The organism is Galactobacillus timonensis (assembly GCF_900240265.1).
GTDB lineage: Bacteria > Bacillota_I > Bacilli_A > Erysipelotrichales > Erysipelotrichaceae > Bulleidia > Bulleidia timonensis.
In genome coordinates this window covers 1-16,885 of sequence record NZ_LT964739.1, presented here as the reverse complement: position 1 = coordinate 16,885, position 16,885 = coordinate 1, and the positions used below count along the sequence as shown (strand labels likewise).

The following is a 16,885-nucleotide window of genomic DNA, read 5'->3' as shown; positions in this document are numbered from 1 at the left end:
GCATGACGTTTTTTTCGTTTTGGGGATGAAGAAAGCAGGCTGTAGTTTCCTTCAGCCTGCTTTTCAGCTTTTCTGGTTGATGAAAAATGTTCCGGTTACTTCCAGAGAACATCCGGATAGGTGCCGTTGTCCTTGAGCGCCTGAATGCGGGCAACGACTTCGGGCTTATCTTCCTTGTAGGTGACGCCGAACCACTTGTCACTGGAGCTGAGCATATGAACCTTGATCTTTCCTTCCGAGACGAGGGTTCCGATGCCGGTCGGAATGACATGTTCGCACTTGAGCGGATTCTTCTCAATGTTAGCGGCAAGGAAGTCCTTGAACAGCGGCTCCATCTCATCGAAGATCTTCGGTGTAAAGCCCCAGAAGTTCATCGATACCAGAGCGTCGTCTGCGATCGGCTTCCATTCGCCATTGTCTTCATAGATGGCGTGACCGTCCTTCAGAGCGATCTTCTGAATCTCCTGAATGGCACTCAGGCAGCCGTCCTTCTGCTGGCAGAGGCCGCGGGTCACGGTGCCGTTGGCCGTCAGTGTGTTGAGGCACTTGAAGCCGACCATTGCGTAATTATCATCGGCTACTTCCGTGGTCAGATACCTGTAGATGACTTCATAGGCATTGCGGCCGTAGAAGTCATCGGCGTTGATGATGGCAAAGGGCTCATTGACAATGCCTTTGCATGCAAGAAGGGCGTGCGTTGTACCCCAGGGCTTGACGCGGCCTTCCGGTACGCTGAAGCCTTCCGGAATATTGTTCATGTCCTGGTAGGCGAAGTCCACTTCCATTCCGCCGTTGGTGACGCGGTCCGTCAGTGCTTTGCGGAACAGCTCCTCATGTTCGCGTTTGATGATCAGAACAACCTTGCGGAAGCCGGCCTTGTAAGCATCATAGATGGAAAATTCGATGATCGGTTCGCCATGGCTGCCGACGCCGTCGATCTGCTTCATGCCGCCGTAACGGCTGCCCATGCCTGCTGCAAGAATGACCAGAGTTGGTTTTATGCTCATATGTTCTTATCCTCTTTCTTCTTTAAATTCACTTCTGCAACAATTATACACGCTTACATGGATTCAATCTTGTTAGAATAGGGGCATGGCGAAACCCTTGATCCTTGCCAGCAGTTCGCCACGCCGTCAGGAACTGCTGCAGAAAACCGGAATCTCCTTTACGATTGATCCCGCTGATATCGATGAGACGATTGATCTCAGTCTTCCGGTGGAGGAGGAAATCCAGCGGCTTGCGTTCCGCAAGGCGGATGCGGTTTTGAGACGTCATCCCGATGCCATGATCCTTGGCTCCGATACCGTTGTATACTGTCAGGGCGAAGTGCTTGGAAAGCCGAAAGATGCTCATGATGCGCGCCGCATGCTTGGCATGCTCAGTGATCACCGTCACGAAGTGATTACGGGGCTGTGTCTGCTGTCAAACCGGCGCCGTTACAGTACCGTATCAACGGCCTATGTCACCTTCGGTCCGATGAGTGAGGAAGAGATCGACGCCTATGTTACCTGCGGGGAACCGTTTGGAAAAGCGGGTTCCTATGCCATCCAGGGGAAGGCATCGTGCTACATTACAGGCATTGAAGGAGATTATTACAGCATCGTCGGTCTGCCGGTTCATCTGGTGTATGAGGAGCTGAAAAATCGAGAATTATATTGAATCCTGCGGTTGTATTGGGTATGATGTATTCGCTGTCGCCGGATTAGTATAACGGTAATACAGGCCCTTGGTAAGGGTCAGCCGGCAGTTCAACTCTGCCATCCGGCACCATGATCTGAAAGTGTTGACCGCATATGCGGTCTTTTTTTTTGATCCGCTCTTGCCGTAGGGCTGGCATTGTGGTGGGTGTGTAATGGTATAATGATTCGACGAAGGGAGAATCAGCCTTGTCCAACTATAACTTTACGCTGACCATGGAAAATGTAAGGGCCATCACGGTGATGTTCCTGGATATTCTGGCCATGTGGTTCCTTTTATATTATGCAATTCAGCTGATCCGCAAATCGCGCAAGACGGTTCAGATCTTCAAGGGCATTCTCATCGTCCTTGTGGTTGACTGGGCTGCCCGCTTTCTCGGCATGCGTACGCTGGAGCATTTTGCCGATATCTTTGTCAACTGGGGCTTCCTGGCTGTCATCATCATTTTCCAGGAGGAGATCCGCGGCCTGCTTGAAGGTCTTGGCAAGTCCAACGTACTCTCCCGCATCAGTACGCTGACCGGCGATGAGAAGGAAAATCTTGTGGATCAGATCGTGACGGCGACGATGCTGCTGTCGCAGGATCAGACGGGTGCCCTCATCTGCATTGAGCAGAGTCATTCGCTGGATGATTTCATTGCGACCGGTACGCCGCTGAACTCGGATGTTTCGGCTGAGCTGCTGACATCGATCTTTGTGACATCAACACCTCTCCATGATGGCGCCGTCATCATCCAGGGTGACAAGATCGCCTGTGCAAGTGCCTACTTCCCGCCGACGAATCTTGATCTGCCGAACCGCTATGGTGCCCGCCACCGGGCGGCGATCGGTATCTCGGAGATTACGGATGCTGTGACGATCGTCGTCTCGGAAGAAACCGGTGCCGTGTCCATTGCGGAAGGCGGTGTTCTTACAACCGTAAACAAGACGCAGCTGCGCAATCATCTGCTGCGTGTCATCTGCGGAACGGAGACAGAAGTTACTTCGAACCGTTCGACACGGAAGGCGGCACAGGAAGATGCCCGTCCCCGTGATGTCATCATTGAGGATGAAAAGCCTGTCAAGACGGTCAAGCCGGCTGCCAGGAAGGATGGCAGTGATGAACAGAAGACGTCCGGCAATACCGGCCTTCTGAAGAAGCTTGCTGTTCGTCATCAGGATGAAGAAACGGCACCTTCCGGCCGGATTCAGGCGGAAGAGGTTGTTGTGCCTGAGGGGCAGGAAACAGAAAAGATCGAGGAGCTTGAGCAGGAAGCTTCGGAAATCAAGCTGCCGCATAAGAAGAAGCGTCCAAAGCCGAGCTACCCGGATAATGCTCAGGTGCGCCGCTTTGAACAGGAACGCAAGGAAGAAGAAGAACGCCAGCAGCGCCTGAAGGAAGAGGCGAAACAGCGTGTCGAGGCCGAAGCAAAGGTGGCGGAAGAAGAACGTGCCCGCAAGGCGGCTGCCGAAGCCAGGGCAAAGGCAGAGGCCGAGGCTAAAGCAAAGGCTGAGGCAGAAGCGAAGGCCAAAGCGGAAGCGGAAGAAACAGCGCGTCAGGAACAGGCTGCCGCAGCTGAAGAAACGGTGGCTCCCGTGAGGCCGATGACGGCGGAGGATGTACGCCGTGCGCGCCAGGAGGCGCTGGATCGGCTGACCGGCCGCAAGACGGTACGCGAAGAAGAAAAGAAGCCTGAGGAAACCAAGCCTGCAAAAAAGGCGCAGGATGGCTTTGATACGGATGGCGTGGATCTTTCGAAGCTTGTCGGTTTCAAGGAAGATCTTGATAAGACGATGACGATGATCGATGGCCTTTCCTCCGTCTCCGATGATTCTGACAAAACGAAAGGAGACGAAAAATGAGTGAGCCCGAGAAGAAGCAGCGCACGGATAACCGTGGCGATGCGAACAAGACGGAACTTGCCAACAGGATAGCCTCACAATCCAAGCGCATGGATCGTACATATCAGACTGTTTCCAATGGCCTGATCCGCATTTTCCGGTGGTTTTCAACCCTGTTGGACAAGACGCTGTTCAATCCGCGCTATACGCGTCTGGTGTCTTTGATTCTGGCGATCGTTCTTTATCTGATCGTCAATTACAATACCAATTCGTCTCTGCATACAACGACGCTGCAGCAGGCACGCAGTCTGAATGCGGTCACTGTTACGGCAAACTACAACAGCGACATCTTTGAGCTGGATGGTCTTCCGGCGACGGCGGACATCACCATTACGGGTGATGCGTCTTCCGTTACGGCGGCAGCCGCCAGCGGCGGTGTTGTGGTGGCAGATCTGGAAGGTTTGACCGAGGGGACGCATGAAGTGAAGCTGGAGGCCCAGGGGTTCGGCAGCTCCGTTTCCGTCAAGATCGATCCTTCCAATGTCATTCTGACGCTGAAGAAGAAGACGACGCGGCAGTTTGATGTGTCCTATGACTTCATCAACCGGGACAAGATGGACAGCATCTATTCTCTGGGTACGCCGCAGTTTGAGTACACCAAGGTCAATGTCCGGGCGGCCAAGGATACGCTCGATTCCATTGCGTTCATCAAGGCACTGATTGATGTGTCGGGCCAGACTGCTGACTTTACGCAGGAGGCGAAGCTTGTGGCCTATGATGTCAACGGTCAGCCGGTGACGGCGGACATTGTGCCGGGTACTGTATCGGTTACGGTTCCGGTCACGTCGCCGAATAAGACGGTTCCGATTGAAGTGGAAGTTACAGGTGAGGTTCCGGACGGCATGGCCATCGCTTCCATTACGACGGATCAGCAGTCGGTGACCATCTATGGTTCGGAAGCGGTTCTGGGACAGATTGACAAGGTTGTTGTTTCGCTGAATGCTTCATCGATCACCAAGGATACGACGATCATGAGGCCGATTACGCTGCCCAGCGGCGTTACCTCTTCGAGCATCAATCAGATTACGATGAATGTGACGCTTGGCGAAGGTGTCAGTAAGACGATTGACGGCGTCAATATCAACTACCGCAACAATGTAAACAACTACAAGGCGTCTGCGGTTGATAAGACGACGACATCGGTGGTTGTCTTCGGTACGCAGGAAAACATTGATTCCATTACGGCAAGTGACATTGATGTGTATGTGGATATGCAGAATGCGGTGCCGGGAGTCCAGGACTTTCCGCTGGAAATCGAGCAGCCGGAAGGCGGCCTGGTAAGGTACTCTCTGACGGAGTCAACGTATACGCTCAATGTGCTGGGCGAGACGAATGACAATACAGGCAGTGAAGAAGGAGCGGATGTAAACAATGGGTAAGTATTTTGGAACGGATGGAATCCGGGGCCGTGCAAATGAAGGCCTGACGGCGGACCGTGCATTCCTTGTGGGGCGCAGTCTGGGTGAGTATTTTTCCCGCGAAGGAAAGAAGAAGATTGTGATCGGCAAGGACACGCGTCTTTCGTCCGACATGCTGGAAGCGGCACTAGCCGCCGGTATCGCCAGCGAGGGCTGTGACGCCTATCTGACGGGATATGGTCCGACGCCGATGATCTGCTGGCTGACAGTTCATGAGGACTTTGCCTGTGGGGCGATGATTTCGGCTTCGCACAATCCGTACTTCGATAATGGCATCAAGGTATTCTCCAAGGAGGGTATTAAGATTCCGGCAGAGATCGAGGATCATATCGAGGACTGCATCGATGGCCGTTATCAGATGACCTATAAAATAAACGATGAGATCGGGAAGATATTCTCCTATCCCGAAGGTGTGGAGCATTACATTGCGGCCGTCGAGAAGATGTTTGCGATGGATCTGAAGGGCTTCCGGGTGGCGATGGATTGTGCCAACGGTTCCTCTTCCTTTACGGCAGAGCGTGTGTTCAAGGATCTCGGGGCGGATGTGACGGTTCATAACCATGAGCCCAACGGCATCAATATCAATAACCGCTGCGGTTCGACGCATCCGGCGGATTTCCAGGAATTCATGAAGGCAAATCAGGGCAGGTTCGATCTTGGTCTGACCTTCGATGGAGATGCGGATCGCCAGATTCTTGTGCGTCCGGATGGTGAACTTGTGGATGGTGACTATGTGCTTTACATTGCCGGCCGCTATCTCAAGGATCACGGGATGCTGAACAACAATACCATCGTTACGACGGTGATGGCGAACCTCGGCCTGTGGAAGGCGATGGAAGCCAATGGCATTGAGGTTCAGAAAACCCAGGTTGGCGACAAGTATGTGTATGACTGCATGTGCAAGGGCGGCTTTGTGATCGGCGGCGAGCAGAGCGGTCACATCATTTTCTCCCAAGTGGAGACGACGGGCGATGGTCTGGTGACGGCGCTGATGATTACGAAGATCATGCGTGAAACCGGGAAGACGATCGATGAGCTGTGCGAAGGTCTGGTGATTTATCCGCAGGTGCTGGTCAATGTTCCGGTAACGGACAAAGAGGCAGCGATGAAGGATCCGGAGGTGCTTGCGGCAGTGGAAAAGGTCGATACGACGCTCAAGGGCAATGGCCGCGTGCTGGTTCGCGCTTCGGGGACGGAGCCGCTGGTACGTGTCATGGCTGAGGCGCAGACCGATGCCATCTGTCAGGAACAGGTTGATTTTGTGGCGGACATTGTGCGCCGCAAGTACGGTACGACGCGTTAAAACTGGAAAGGCAGACGCAGTTCTGCCTTTTTGCGATTTGGTGAAATGAGGGAAGGAGGGACCGTATGAAACGTGTCATCTGCATTGTTGAGGATGAAAAGGATCTCAATGAGCTGGTCAAGCGGTATCTGGAAAAAGAAGGCTATGAGGTGCGGTCCTATCTGACGTTTGATGAGGCGCAGCAGCATACGGGTGACAGTGATGTTTCGCTGTGGATCCTCGATATCATGCTGGGGGATAAGAGCGGCTTCGATCTGATTGAAGAGATCCGTCAGCTGTATCCTTCGCTTCCGGTGATCTTCATGTCGGCGCGTGACAAGGAGTTTGACCGCATCATCGGCCTGGAAAAGGGCAGCGATGACTATATTACGAAGCCGTTTTCGCCCAAGGAGCTTGTGCTTCGCGTGAACAACATCATCCGCCGTACCTATAAGGATGCAGAAACCATCATTAACGTGGACGGTTATCAGGTCGATGAAAGCAAGCGCTTTGTGGTGGATCCCAAGGGTGTGAACATTGATCTGACGACGAAGGAATTTGATCTGCTGATGCTGTTTGTCAAGAACAAAGGCTCTGCCTTCAGCAGGGAACAGATTCTGGAGAGAGTCTGGGAGACAAGCTATTACGGATCGGACCGTGTCGTGGATGATACGCTGCGGCGTCTGAGGCGCAAGATGCCGGATCTGAACATTCATACGATCTACGGCTTCGGTTACCGGCTGGACTGATATGAAGCGGATTCGTCTGTGGCTGCGTGAACTGACGCTGACGCAGCAGCTTGTGACCATTGTGTTTCTGGTCATTTCGTTTTTTGCGCTCTTTGTTTTTTCGATTCTTTCGCCGCAGATCAATTCGTTTGCGGGAAATGAAATGTATCGTATGCTGCATAATTCGCAGTATACGGTTTCCTATTATCTGAATCAGTATCCTTCATCTTCGCTGCCGGGCAATCAGTCTTCGAGCATTCAGCAGTTGATCTACGATCCTGTGACGGATTCCTTTTTGAACAGTGATCTGCAGGATGGAGGGTTTCTCGACGGGGTTCGGGAAAATATTCTGGATGGCGTCAAGGATACGGAGGATGATCTGTATTCCGTTTCCAGCGGGCGCTTCAGTGATGTTGATATCTACTACTGCATTACGCAGTTGAACGATGGGCGCTATCTTGTGTCGCTGGTGCCGAATTCCTATGAGGGGCAGTTCCGTTCGCAGCTGGTCAATAACGTTGTGAATCTGAACATCATGGTGGCGGCGGTGCTGCTGATGATTTTGACGATCTGGGTGGCATCGATCATTGTGCCGCTGTACCAGATCAAGACCTACATCAACCGGATCAAGAACGATGAGCCGGCGGAGCTCAACATTGACCGGCGGGATGAGATCGGCGACGTGGCCAATGCGCTGCGTGATATGCAGGCCGAACTGGCGCGTCAGAACAAAGAGAAGCAGGAGATGATTCAGAACATTTCTCATGATCTGAAGACGCCGATTGCGACGATCCGCTCCTATGGGGAGTCGATCAAGGATGGCATTTATCCCTATGGCACTCTGGAGCAGTCGGTGGATGTGATCATCGAGCATGCGGACCGGCTGGACAAGAAGGTGCGTTCTTTGATTGCGCTGAACAAGATGGACTATCTGCTGGATTCATGTGAGCCGGGAGATCATCTGAACATGTCGCAGGTCATTGACAAGGCGATTCTTTCGTTGAAGGTTGTGCGGCCGGAGATACGGATTGAGACGGATGTGGACAAGACGGTATGCTTCCATGGCGAAGAGGAGCCGTGGCGCATCGTGGTAGAGAATCTGATGGACAATGCGCTGCGCTATGCAAAGGCGCTGATCAAAATCGAGCTGAAGCCGGGGCAGCTGGTTGTGTTTGATGATGGGCAGCTGCTCGATGAGGACCGGATGAAGAAGCTGTTTCATCCCTATGAAAAGGGTACGGATGGGCAGTTCGGTCTTGGCCTGAGCATCGTGTACCGTGTCTGTACGACCTATGGCTACCATGTGAGTGCGGAGAATCGGACGGATGGCGTTGCCTTCCGCATCTGGAAAGATCTCGACAAGAAGGAGCTGAGGGCGATCGAACGTGAAAAAAAGAAACAGGCGCAGGGGAATTGAGCTGTATTTCTGTTAGAATAGGGGACACTTATGACACAGTTTGGCACATTCAAACAGGTAAAGACGGCATGGCGCTGTTCAGGGGAAGGCAAAGATGTGATTCTTCTGCACGGCTGGGGTCAGAATATGTTGATGATGAGCCGGATCGAGGAACATCTGAAGGAGCAGTTCCGGGTGTGGACCTTTGATTTTCCGGGCTTTGGTGAAAGTGATCAGCCGCCGGTCCCCTGGGGTGTTCCGGATTATGTGGAGTTTGTTGAGGACTTCGTAAAGCAGAACGGGATCAAGAATCCGATTCTGATCGGTCACAGCTTTGGCTGCCGGGTGGCGATCCGCTATGCGGCCATTCATCCGGAAGTGCGTCGGATGTGCCTGACGGGGGCTGCCGGGATCCGGCTTGAGAAGCAGAATTCGGCAAAAACGTCGCTGCTGAAGTTCGGCTCAAAGATGCTGAAGGGGCTGGGGCAGGAAAAGCTGCTGGAAAAGATCAAGGATCATTCGGGATCGGCGGATTACCGCAATGCAGAAGGTGTGATGCGGGAAACGTTTGTGCTGGTGGTCAATGATGATGTGCGGCCGCTGCTGCCGCAAGTGAAATGTCCTGTGCTTCTGGTCTGGGGTGAATATGATGAGGCTGTGCCGATTGAGGCGGGCGAGATCATGGAGGCCGAGATGCCGGATGCGGGTCTTGCGGTATTTGAGGGCGATGATCATTTTGCGTACTGGCATCAGCCGGACCGGTTCAACCGGGTGCTGGATATCTTTCTGAAACCGGAGCTTGAGGGCTAATATGAAGTTTCTTTACTTTTTGATGGTTGTTCTGGGGGCGTTGGTTCCGTTTCGCCATGCGCTGCATATGTTCCAGCAGAACCGCTATGAGCTGGCTCGCTACAGTCAGTGGATTGAAGTGAATATTGAAGGCGGTGCGCGACGGGCTGCGATTCCTACGGCGGTGATTCTGGCGGTTGCCTTTGCGTGTGTGCATCTGGATACGGGAATGATCCTGATTCTCTGCACGGTGCTTGCCGGTGTGCTTTCAGTGTGGGAGCTGCTTCGGGAAAAGAAGCAGGTATACATCAAGCCGCTGGTTGTTACGAATCGTGTGAAGCGGCAGATTCTGGTGCTGGCGATTCTGTATGCGGCAATTCAGCTGGTGCTTCTGTGGGCGTATCGGCGGCTGAATCTCTGGCTGATGCTGGGGATGTGCTACTTTGGGCCCTGGATTCTGATCTATCCGATGGGGTGGATTACGGAACCGGTCGAAAATGCGATCAAGCGCTGGTATGTGAAGAAGACGAAGGAGATTCTTGACAGCTATACGGGGCTGGTCAAGATCGGCATTACCGGATCCTATGGCAAGACAAGTACGAAGAATGTGATGCAGACGGTGCTTTCGCAGCAGTTCAATTCGCTGATGACGCCTGCCAGCTATAATACGCCGATGGGCATTACGCGTACGATTCGCGAATATCTCAAGCCGATCCATGAGGTGTTTGTGTGCGAGATGGGTGCGGACCACGTTGGCGATATTACGGAACTGATGCGGTATGTAGAGCCTTCGATCGGTGTTGTGACATCAATCGGTCCCCAGCATCTGCAGACCTTCAAGACGCAGGAAAACATCATTCACGAAAAAATGCAGATGATTGAGCTGCTGCCGAAGGATGGGCTTGGCATCCTGAACTACGATAATGAATTCATTCGCAACTATAAGATCAATAATCCGGTGAAGGTAGTGACCTGTGCGGTTCGCTGGCCTGACGCCGATTATCGGGCGGAGAACATTTCGTTTTCTTCTTCGGGATCTTCGTTTGATATTGTGCACGGGGATGAGCGTGCCCATATGGAGACGAAGCTGCTCGGGGAGCTGAATATTCTTAATATTCTCTTTGCAACAGCGGCGGCCAGGTATCTGGGAGTTTCGTGGGCGAAGATTCAGCGCGGCGTGCGTGAAATGAAGCAGGTGGAGCATCGTCTGGAGCAGAAGGCGATCAATGGTCTGCACTTCATTGATGACGCCTTCAATGCCAATCCGACCGGTGCTGCTATGGCCCTTTCGGTGCTGTCGATGATGCCGGGAAAGCGGTGGATCGTGACGCCGGGAATGATCGAACTCAGCTCGCACCAGGAGGAGCTGAACCGTGCCTTCGGTGCAGAAATGAAGGGCAGGGTGGATGAAGTGATCCTGGTTGGCAGAAAGCAGACGGAGCCGATCAACGAGGGTCTGAAGCTGAGCGGTTTTGATCTGGCTCATGTGAGGACGGTGGATACGGAGAAGGAGGCATTCCAGATTCTCTGGCATGATGCGAAGCCTCAGGATACGATCCTTCTGGAGAATGATCTGCCGGATGCGTTCAATCAGTAATAACAGGCGGTATACAGTATCCGCTGATATAATCGAAATGGAAAAACGGAGGAATATAAATCATGGCTACACCGCATAATTCTGCAGCGAAGGGCGATTTTGCCAGAACGGTACTGATGCCGGGCGATCCGCTGCGGGCACAGTTCATCGCTGAGACCTTTCTCACGGACGCAAAGCTTGTGACATCGGTACGAAACATCTACGGTTATACGGGAATTTACAACGGGAAGCGTGTTTCGGTGATGGCTTCGGGCATGGGAATGGGCTCGATCGGCATTTATTCCTATGAGCTGTTCAAGTTCTATGATGTGGACAATATCATCCGTGTCGGATCTGCCGGTGCATATGTAGATGATCTGAAGCTGTTTGATGTCGTTCTTTCGACCGGTGCCTATTCGGAGTCGACGTATGCGAAGGCAATGGACGGGACGGAAGGCAATATCATGTACCCGTCGAAGGAACTGAACGGACGTATTGAAGAGGCTGCGAAGAAGCTTGGCATTGAGCTTCATGAGGGAAACATTCATTCGGGCGATGTGTTCTATCATCTCAATGATGACTATATGGCCGGGGTGAAAGAAAATCATTGCCTTGCCGTGGAGATGGAGAGCTTTGCGCTGTTCCACAATGCAAACATGCTTGGCAATCATGCGGCATGTCTTCTTACGATTTCGGACAGTCTGGTGACGCACCAGGAGACGACGGCGGAGGAGCGCCAGAAGTCCTTCACCAACATGATGAAGATTGCGCTCGAAGCAGCAGAGTAAAAAGAAGCAGGTAAATAACGTATTACAAACGGAGTATTTGCGGGCCGGGGAAAAACTTTCCGCGGCTCGCGAAAATTCGTTCGAAATTCTGTTGCACATCTCAAAAGTGCATGGTATATTATCAAAGCACTGTGAGAGACGAAAGAGTGCGCTTGGCAGATGAGGAAATACTCAAGAGGCCGAAGAGGTGCCCCTGCTAAGGGCATAGGTCGGGAAACCGGCGCGAGGGTTCAAATCCCTCTTTCCTCGCCAGATTGGTCGCTTAGTTCAGCTGGTTAGAACGCCTCCCTGTCACGGAGGAGGTCGTGGGTTCGAGTCCCATAGCGACCGCCATGCAGATGTAGTTCAATGGTAGAACGCCACCTTGCCAAGGTGGACACGGCGGTTCAATTCCGCTCATCTGCTCCATAGTCTAAAAAACCGCATAACAGTGCGGTTTTTCTTTTTCGTGGCACCAAAATGGCACCATTTTTATTGTTTTTTATGCAGTCTCGCAATTTGATCGTTCATGAATTGTTCGGAATCAGGCATCATGTGAGCATAGGTTTTCTCAACCTGCTGGATGGTATCACCTATTCGCTGCGCTACAGCAGGGACAGGAACACCGGCAGCGATAAGATTGGAAACATGAGAATGCCTTAGATCATGGAGCCGGATCGGCTTCACACCAGATGCTTTAATTGCCAGAGTAAATTCTCGCTGGATGTTTGTGATCGGAAGTGTTCGGTCTCCATAAAAAAGATAAATTCCATCTGCTTCCATTAGTGGCCGGATGTCTTTGATCAGCTGCGGGTCCAGCTGGATGGTGCGGATCTTCCTGTTCTTTGTACTTTTTGCTCCATCTGAGAAATGTTTGATTGATTCCCTGATCGTTACATGTCCGTCGGGAGTGATGCGGTCTTTCGTGATCGCAAGTGCTTCGCCGCGTCTGCATCCGGTCCAGTATAGAAATTCAAAGAAAATCCGATATACAGGAAAGCGCACAGAAGCAGAGAATTTTTCGAATTCTTCTGGTGTCCATGTCTGCATTTCCTGATTAACTTCTGCATCTGTTTTCTTAAATGCTTTCAGATAAATTCCCGGATCTTGGATGCCATAGATCTTCGCAGCATAACGGAACACAGCTTTGACGTACTGGAGAACCAGATTCTTCGTTTGCGTTGATAATTCCTTACCGCTAAGCCATTGCCGCCACCGCATCATCTCACTCTTAGAGATGGAGGAAATGGAGCGATCCATATAATCAGAGAAATAAAGCCTGAATTTAGCACGTTTCTGGGCGGCTGTAGGCGCAGATGTATCCATGCTGGATAAATATTCATCAGCCATTGCGGAGAAGCTGACAGTGCTGTCTTTCGAGCTCTGGGATGCTTTCTGTTCAGCCTCCCAAGTCTGTGCTTCACGTTTTAACTTAAACCCGCGTTTTCGTATCGCTTTCCATTTCCCGGAAACCGGATCTTTCACTTTGACCTGCACGTACCAGGTGCCGCGTGCTTCATCTTTTCCGATCATGTGTGCCTCCGTTTAGTCGCAATTGGTCGCAATAAAGTCGCAATTAGGTCGCAATTAGATAAAGGCATGGATAATCATTTTTTCAAGAGCGCATCCAATTGACGGATGATGAGAAAATTCTGCTCCATAATGGCACGCAGATAGTAAACAGGGAGCGCATCCTCAGCCTTTGCCGTCATCGATAACCGCATGCCTGTTTCCATCATTCCGGTTCCGACCAGTTCTGCGGCAATCTTTTTGACAGCATCCGCATACTCAGGGGATACATCGCCTAGTCCGTACTTATCCATCAACTCCTGCAATTTAGCATCCTGCTTTTCCTGCTTCGATTCTTTGTTTCCAAACATATTATTTTCCTCCTATTTATTCGCTGTTAGCGTTGATACAAAACTATTCATCCATTCCTAAAATTACACGTGGCTAATAATTTCATTGATATCTATTCCACACGCCCTGCAATAATCTTTTAGAGAAGAAGCGTACATTGATCTTGCCCCAAGCTCCCATCTTGAAACGGTCGTTTTTGTGACACCGATCTTATCTGCTATTTCTTGAAGCGTAATGCCTTTCTTTTCTCGTTCTTCTCTTAGCAGCATTCCTAATCTGACATCAAAATCATCGTTCATATCCGTTTCCTCACTGGTTACTTTCTAAGTGCAGTGTATTACATTCAAATAAAAAAAACTACATTTTTAATGTTGACAGTGACCAAAATGGTCACTACTATAGGACATGTAACCGGAACGGTCACAGAGAAAGGAGAATAAATGAGCGAGAAAAAGAAGAAACTCGATATTGAGCTAAACGTCAAGGCGTTAGCCGCAATGCTAGACATGTCAATCGCTGAATTGGCAAAAGAAGCTGGAATTGACCAAAGCCATTTGCTTTCGGTGTCTAGCGGAAGGGTGAAAATGACAGCCAAGGATTTACAAAAGCTGTCTAATCGAACAGGGATTCCAGCAGAAAACATTAAGGCTTAATTTTTTTAGTCAAAAAGTAACCGGAACGGTCACAAGTAACAACAAAAAAGCGATGCTAAGAGGCAGCACCGCGGGTTCCCCACGAACCATAAGCATTATAAGCCTCAGAAAAGAGGAAAGAATGCAAGAATTACAAATTTTCAACAATCAGGAATTTGGAACCATCAGGACCACAGAGATCAACGGCGAGCCTTACTTCGTAGGGAGAGACGTGGCGATTGCACTTGGGTACACAAATGCAAACGATGCAATGGCAAAGCACTGCAAGGGTATCGCAAAACGCTACCCCCTTCCGACTGAGGGCGGAATACAGGAAGTTCGCATCATTTCAGAAGGGGATATGTATCGCCTGATCGCTTCCAGCAAGTTACCCGCAGCGGAAAAGTTTGAGAGCTGGATCTTCGATGAGGTGATTCCCACCATCCGCAAGCACGGCGCCTACGCAACGCCTGAAACAATCGAAAGCATCATCGCTAATCCTGACAACGGAATCCGTTTGTTACAGGCGTTGAAGGAGGAACAGGAGAAGCGGAAGGCACTCGAAGCGCAGAACGAGGAAATGAAACCCAAGGCATTGTTCGCCGAAGCCGTATCCGCATCCAAGAGTTCCATCCTGATCGGCGATCTGGCGAAGATTATCAAGCAGAACGGCCATGACATCGGACAGAAACGATTGTTTGAGTGGCTGCGCGACAACGGATGGCTGATCAAACAGAAAGGCGCATCGTGGAACATGCCAACGCAGCGCTCAATGGAAATGGGATTGTTTGAAATCAAAGAATCCACCTTCCAGAATCCTGACGGATCTGTTCGTATTACCAAAACACCAAAGGTGACAGGAAAAGGACAGGTTTTCTTCGTCAATAAGTTCTGCGGGAGCGCTGTATGATCCCTCGCAAAACCCGCCAGCAGATCGCTAATCAGCTTTACCTGACTAAAACCGACATCCAGCGTCTGCTTGGCGTCAGTCAATACAAGGCGCGGCGGATCTACGATCTGGCGGATGGAATCGACACAGAAGAGCTGAAATACCGTGTTGAACCGACTAAGGTGCGGCTCACGTCGGTCAGCAAAGTGACAGGGCTGTCACTCAATCTCATCAAAAAACAAGCGGAGGAAGAACAATGAACAGAATTATTGATGATTTAGTATCCGACTGGACCGGATACACAGAAGAGTACCCGGACTGGATTAACACTTGGATCGAATCGGCAATGATCGGCTTCGGGATCGGGATCACCATTGCGCTGGTGACGATCATGATTTGCAGCGGGATTTGAGGAGAAAAGCGAATGATCTATTGCAATTTCACAGATAAAAGTCGACCTGCAAAATGTCAGATCACCGGAAAAGGTGAAGAAATCAGAGATGAGCTGTCAGCGATCCTTATTGAGCTGCTTACGACCGGCATTGGTGAGCATCTTATCCATGACGCATACCGCCAAGCCTTTGATCCGGAATGGCAGGAAACCTTCGACAAAGAGATCCGGGAATTCCCTGATCTGAACCGGAGAAGATCATGAACCACGGGGTAATCATCTCTCTGGCTGTTATTGATTTCATCCTCGGAATCCTGCTTTACGTAACAATCCGACAGATCCAGACGCTCACGACAGCAATGGACGCCATCGACAAAATGGCCTGCGATGCCAAAGCAAAAGCTGAGCGCAACAGCAGACGGATTGAGGACTGCTACAAAGGCATCCAGTTATGCAGCCGTGACACAAGCGAAGCCTACACATTGGCTGCGGAATGTCGCAATGAACTCACAAGGCAACACATGATCATGCGCAAGGAGACGGAAAAATGACGGAAATGGAAATGAAAATCATGGACGCAAGGATTGAGATCAGCCTTGCAATGGGGTGTCTCGAGTGGGCAAAGATGATTGTCCCCAGTTCCATTGATAAATCCGTTTGTGACCACATTAATCAGCGCATCGCCGGCCTTGAGAAAGCCTTGGCGATACTCAAAGGGCTGGAGAAAGCCGATGTACATGGATCTGAGCAAAATTAACGGCTGGGCGGTGCAGAACCTGCGGCAGTATGGCAACAGCCTGCTTCCTCCGGAGCTGATCAGAGAGTTTGGAATCGATAAGATCGAGGGCGTGCTTGCCACGATCATCGATGAGCCGGTCTTGATCGAAAAGAAGCATTACCCGCGAGAACAGTTGTCATTCGGTCATTCTGTTGGAAAACGCGGATACTACTACATCGCCCGCACGCCCAGAGATCCGATCGTTGAGAAAGAGAAATGGATGGCAAGAAATGATCAACATCGATGAACTGGCGGAAGAATGGTACGCCAAATATGAACCGGCTTTCTACCCGGATGAAGACGATGATCCCGTACCTGATTATCGGGATTGTGACGAATATGAAGAATTCAAAGAATTAAGAGAGTGGGAGGAAACAAAATGAATCAGGAAAACACAGTTAAGATTACAAGCCTCGAGCTTGAAAATGTGAAGCGCGTCAAGGCTGTAAAGATCGAGCCGACGGAGACCGGATTGACCGTGATCGGCGGCAAAAACAATCAGGGGAAAACATCGATTCTTGATGCTATTACGTGGGCACTTGGCGGAGATAAGTACAAGCCATCTCAGCCTAAGCGTGAAGGATCAATGGTGGATCCTCATATTCAGATCCAGCTTTCAAACGGGATCCTGGTAGAACGTTCTGGCAAAAACAGCGCATTGAAAGTGACTGATACTACTGGAAGAAAAGCAGGTCAGAAATTGTTAGACACATTCATTTCCTCATTTGCGCTGGATCTCCCGAAGTTTATCAATTCGAGTGCGAAGGAAAAGGCAAACACTCTGCTGCAGATCATCGGAGT

At 50.9% G+C, this 16,885-nt stretch carries 23 protein-coding genes and 4 tRNA genes; 23 read left to right on the top strand and 4 right to left on the bottom strand.

Annotated features, from left to right (window positions below):
- Positions 1-95 precede the first annotated feature (95 nt).
- Positions 96-1,007 (bottom strand): nucleotidyltransferase family protein, encoded by a 912-nt coding sequence (locus tag C1714_RS00125; protein WP_102341288.1) that lies wholly within the window; start codon positions 1,005-1,007, stop codon positions 96-98.
- Positions 1,008-1,092: 85 nt separating this feature from the next.
- Here C1714_RS00125 and C1714_RS00120 point away from each other — a divergent pair, with 85 nt between their 5' ends.
- From C1714_RS00120 to C1714_RS00060, 13 genes are all read left to right on the top strand, one after another.
- Complete coding sequence (locus tag C1714_RS00120) at positions 1,093-1,659, top strand: Maf family protein (RefSeq protein WP_102341287.1); 567 nt, start codon at positions 1,093-1,095, stop codon at positions 1,657-1,659.
- Between the two features lie 37 nt (positions 1,660-1,696).
- Positions 1,697-1,770, top strand: a tRNA-Thr gene (locus C1714_RS00115).
- 116 nt (positions 1,771-1,886) lie between these two features.
- Positions 1,887-3,539 (top strand): diadenylate cyclase CdaA, encoded by a 1,653-nt coding sequence (gene cdaA / locus C1714_RS00110; protein ID WP_245304964.1) that lies wholly within the window; start codon positions 1,887-1,889, stop codon positions 3,537-3,539.
- The gene (locus tag C1714_RS00105) at positions 3,536-4,957 is read left to right on the top strand and encodes a CdaR family protein (RefSeq protein ID WP_102341286.1); all 1,422 of its coding nucleotides are present in this window, start codon (positions 3,536-3,538) and stop codon (positions 4,955-4,957) included. Before cdaA ends, C1714_RS00105 begins: the two co-directional genes overlap by 4 nt.
- Positions 4,950-6,299 (top strand): phosphoglucosamine mutase, encoded by a 1,350-nt coding sequence (gene glmM, locus C1714_RS00100; RefSeq protein ID WP_102341285.1) that lies wholly within the window; start codon positions 4,950-4,952, stop codon positions 6,297-6,299. Before C1714_RS00105 ends, glmM begins: the two co-directional genes overlap by 8 nt.
- Before the next feature lie 65 nt (positions 6,300-6,364).
- The gene (locus C1714_RS00095) at positions 6,365-7,027 is read left to right on the top strand and encodes a response regulator transcription factor (RefSeq protein ID WP_102341284.1); all 663 of its coding nucleotides are present in this window, start codon (positions 6,365-6,367) and stop codon (positions 7,025-7,027) included.
- Between the two features lies 1 nt (position 7,028).
- Positions 7,029-8,423 carry a sensor histidine kinase gene (locus C1714_RS00090; protein WP_102341283.1) on the top strand — a complete coding sequence of 465 codons (1,395 nt, stop codon included), beginning with the start codon at positions 7,029-7,031 and terminating at the stop codon, positions 8,421-8,423.
- A 30-nt stretch (positions 8,424-8,453) separates the two neighbouring features.
- Positions 8,454-9,212 carry an alpha/beta fold hydrolase gene (locus tag C1714_RS00085; RefSeq protein WP_102341282.1) on the top strand — a complete coding sequence of 253 codons (759 nt, stop codon included), beginning with the start codon at positions 8,454-8,456 and terminating at the stop codon, positions 9,210-9,212.
- A gap of 1 nt (position 9,213) precedes the next feature.
- The gene (locus C1714_RS00080; RefSeq protein ID WP_102341281.1) at positions 9,214-10,788 is read left to right on the top strand and encodes a Mur ligase family protein; all 1,575 of its coding nucleotides are present in this window, start codon (positions 9,214-9,216) and stop codon (positions 10,786-10,788) included.
- Between the two features lie 62 nt (positions 10,789-10,850).
- Positions 10,851-11,555: a purine-nucleoside phosphorylase gene (deoD, locus tag C1714_RS00075; protein WP_102341280.1), complete on the top strand. Its 705-nt coding sequence runs from the start codon at positions 10,851-10,853 to the stop codon at positions 11,553-11,555.
- 161 nt (positions 11,556-11,716) lie between these two features.
- Positions 11,717-11,807 (top strand) — tRNA-Ser (locus C1714_RS00070).
- Positions 11,808-11,811: 4 nt separating this feature from the next.
- Positions 11,812-11,888 (top strand) — tRNA-Asp (locus tag C1714_RS00065).
- Between the two features lies 1 nt (position 11,889).
- Positions 11,890-11,963, top strand: a tRNA-Gly gene (locus C1714_RS00060).
- Between the two features lie 63 nt (positions 11,964-12,026).
- Here the strand turns inward: C1714_RS00060 and C1714_RS00055 are convergent.
- The 3 genes from C1714_RS00055 to C1714_RS00045 all read right to left on the bottom strand — a co-directional run bounded on the left by C1714_RS00055 (position 12,027) and on the right by C1714_RS00045 (position 13,693).
- Positions 12,027-13,067, bottom strand: a complete 1,041-nt coding sequence (locus tag C1714_RS00055; RefSeq protein WP_102341279.1) for a site-specific integrase — start codon at positions 13,065-13,067, stop codon at positions 12,027-12,029.
- Between the two features lie 74 nt (positions 13,068-13,141).
- Positions 13,142-13,414, bottom strand: coding sequence for a hypothetical protein (locus C1714_RS00050; protein ID WP_102341278.1), 273 nt, complete (start codon positions 13,412-13,414; stop codon positions 13,142-13,144).
- A 63-nt stretch (positions 13,415-13,477) separates the two neighbouring features.
- The gene (locus C1714_RS00045) at positions 13,478-13,693 is read right to left on the bottom strand and encodes a helix-turn-helix domain-containing protein (protein WP_102341277.1); all 216 of its coding nucleotides are present in this window, start codon (positions 13,691-13,693) and stop codon (positions 13,478-13,480) included.
- Positions 13,694-13,834: 141 nt separating this feature from the next.
- On the opposite strand from C1714_RS00045, the gene C1714_RS00040 reads away from it, so the two are divergent.
- The 10 genes from C1714_RS00040 to C1714_RS00005 form a co-directional block, all read left to right on the top strand.
- The gene (locus C1714_RS00040) at positions 13,835-14,047 is read left to right on the top strand and encodes a helix-turn-helix domain-containing protein (RefSeq protein WP_102341276.1); all 213 of its coding nucleotides are present in this window, start codon (positions 13,835-13,837) and stop codon (positions 14,045-14,047) included.
- A 121-nt stretch (positions 14,048-14,168) separates the two neighbouring features.
- Positions 14,169-14,936, top strand: coding sequence for a phage antirepressor (locus C1714_RS00035; protein WP_102341275.1), 768 nt, complete (start codon positions 14,169-14,171; stop codon positions 14,934-14,936).
- Complete coding sequence (locus C1714_RS00030) at positions 14,933-15,175, top strand: hypothetical protein (protein ID WP_102341274.1); 243 nt, start codon at positions 14,933-14,935, stop codon at positions 15,173-15,175. Before C1714_RS00035 ends, C1714_RS00030 begins: the two co-directional genes overlap by 4 nt.
- A complete protein-coding gene (locus C1714_RS13905; RefSeq protein ID WP_167849865.1) occupies positions 15,172-15,327 on the top strand; it encodes a hypothetical protein in 156 nt (51 codons plus the stop codon). Before C1714_RS00030 ends, C1714_RS13905 begins: the two co-directional genes overlap by 4 nt.
- A gap of 12 nt (positions 15,328-15,339) precedes the next feature.
- Complete coding sequence (locus tag C1714_RS00025; protein WP_102341273.1) at positions 15,340-15,570, top strand: hypothetical protein; 231 nt, start codon at positions 15,340-15,342, stop codon at positions 15,568-15,570.
- Entirely contained in the window at positions 15,567-15,857 is a 291-nt protein-coding gene (locus C1714_RS00020) for a hypothetical protein (protein ID WP_102341272.1), read from the top strand. Before C1714_RS00025 ends, C1714_RS00020 begins: the two co-directional genes overlap by 4 nt.
- A complete protein-coding gene (locus C1714_RS00015; RefSeq protein ID WP_102341271.1) occupies positions 15,854-16,063 on the top strand; it encodes a hypothetical protein in 210 nt (69 codons plus the stop codon). Before C1714_RS00020 ends, C1714_RS00015 begins: the two co-directional genes overlap by 4 nt.
- Complete coding sequence (locus C1714_RS00010) at positions 16,044-16,331, top strand: hypothetical protein (protein ID WP_135567848.1); 288 nt, start codon at positions 16,044-16,046, stop codon at positions 16,329-16,331. Before C1714_RS00015 ends, C1714_RS00010 begins: the two co-directional genes overlap by 20 nt.
- Positions 16,315-16,467, top strand: a complete 153-nt coding sequence (locus C1714_RS13900) for a hypothetical protein (RefSeq protein WP_167849864.1) — start codon at positions 16,315-16,317, stop codon at positions 16,465-16,467. The genes C1714_RS00010 and C1714_RS13900 overlap by 17 nt, the downstream gene beginning before the upstream one ends.
- Positions 16,464-16,885: AAA family ATPase (locus C1714_RS00005; RefSeq protein WP_167849863.1), on the top strand; the 422-nt coding region annotated here is incomplete at its 3' end. The genes C1714_RS13900 and C1714_RS00005, both read left to right, overlap by 4 nt.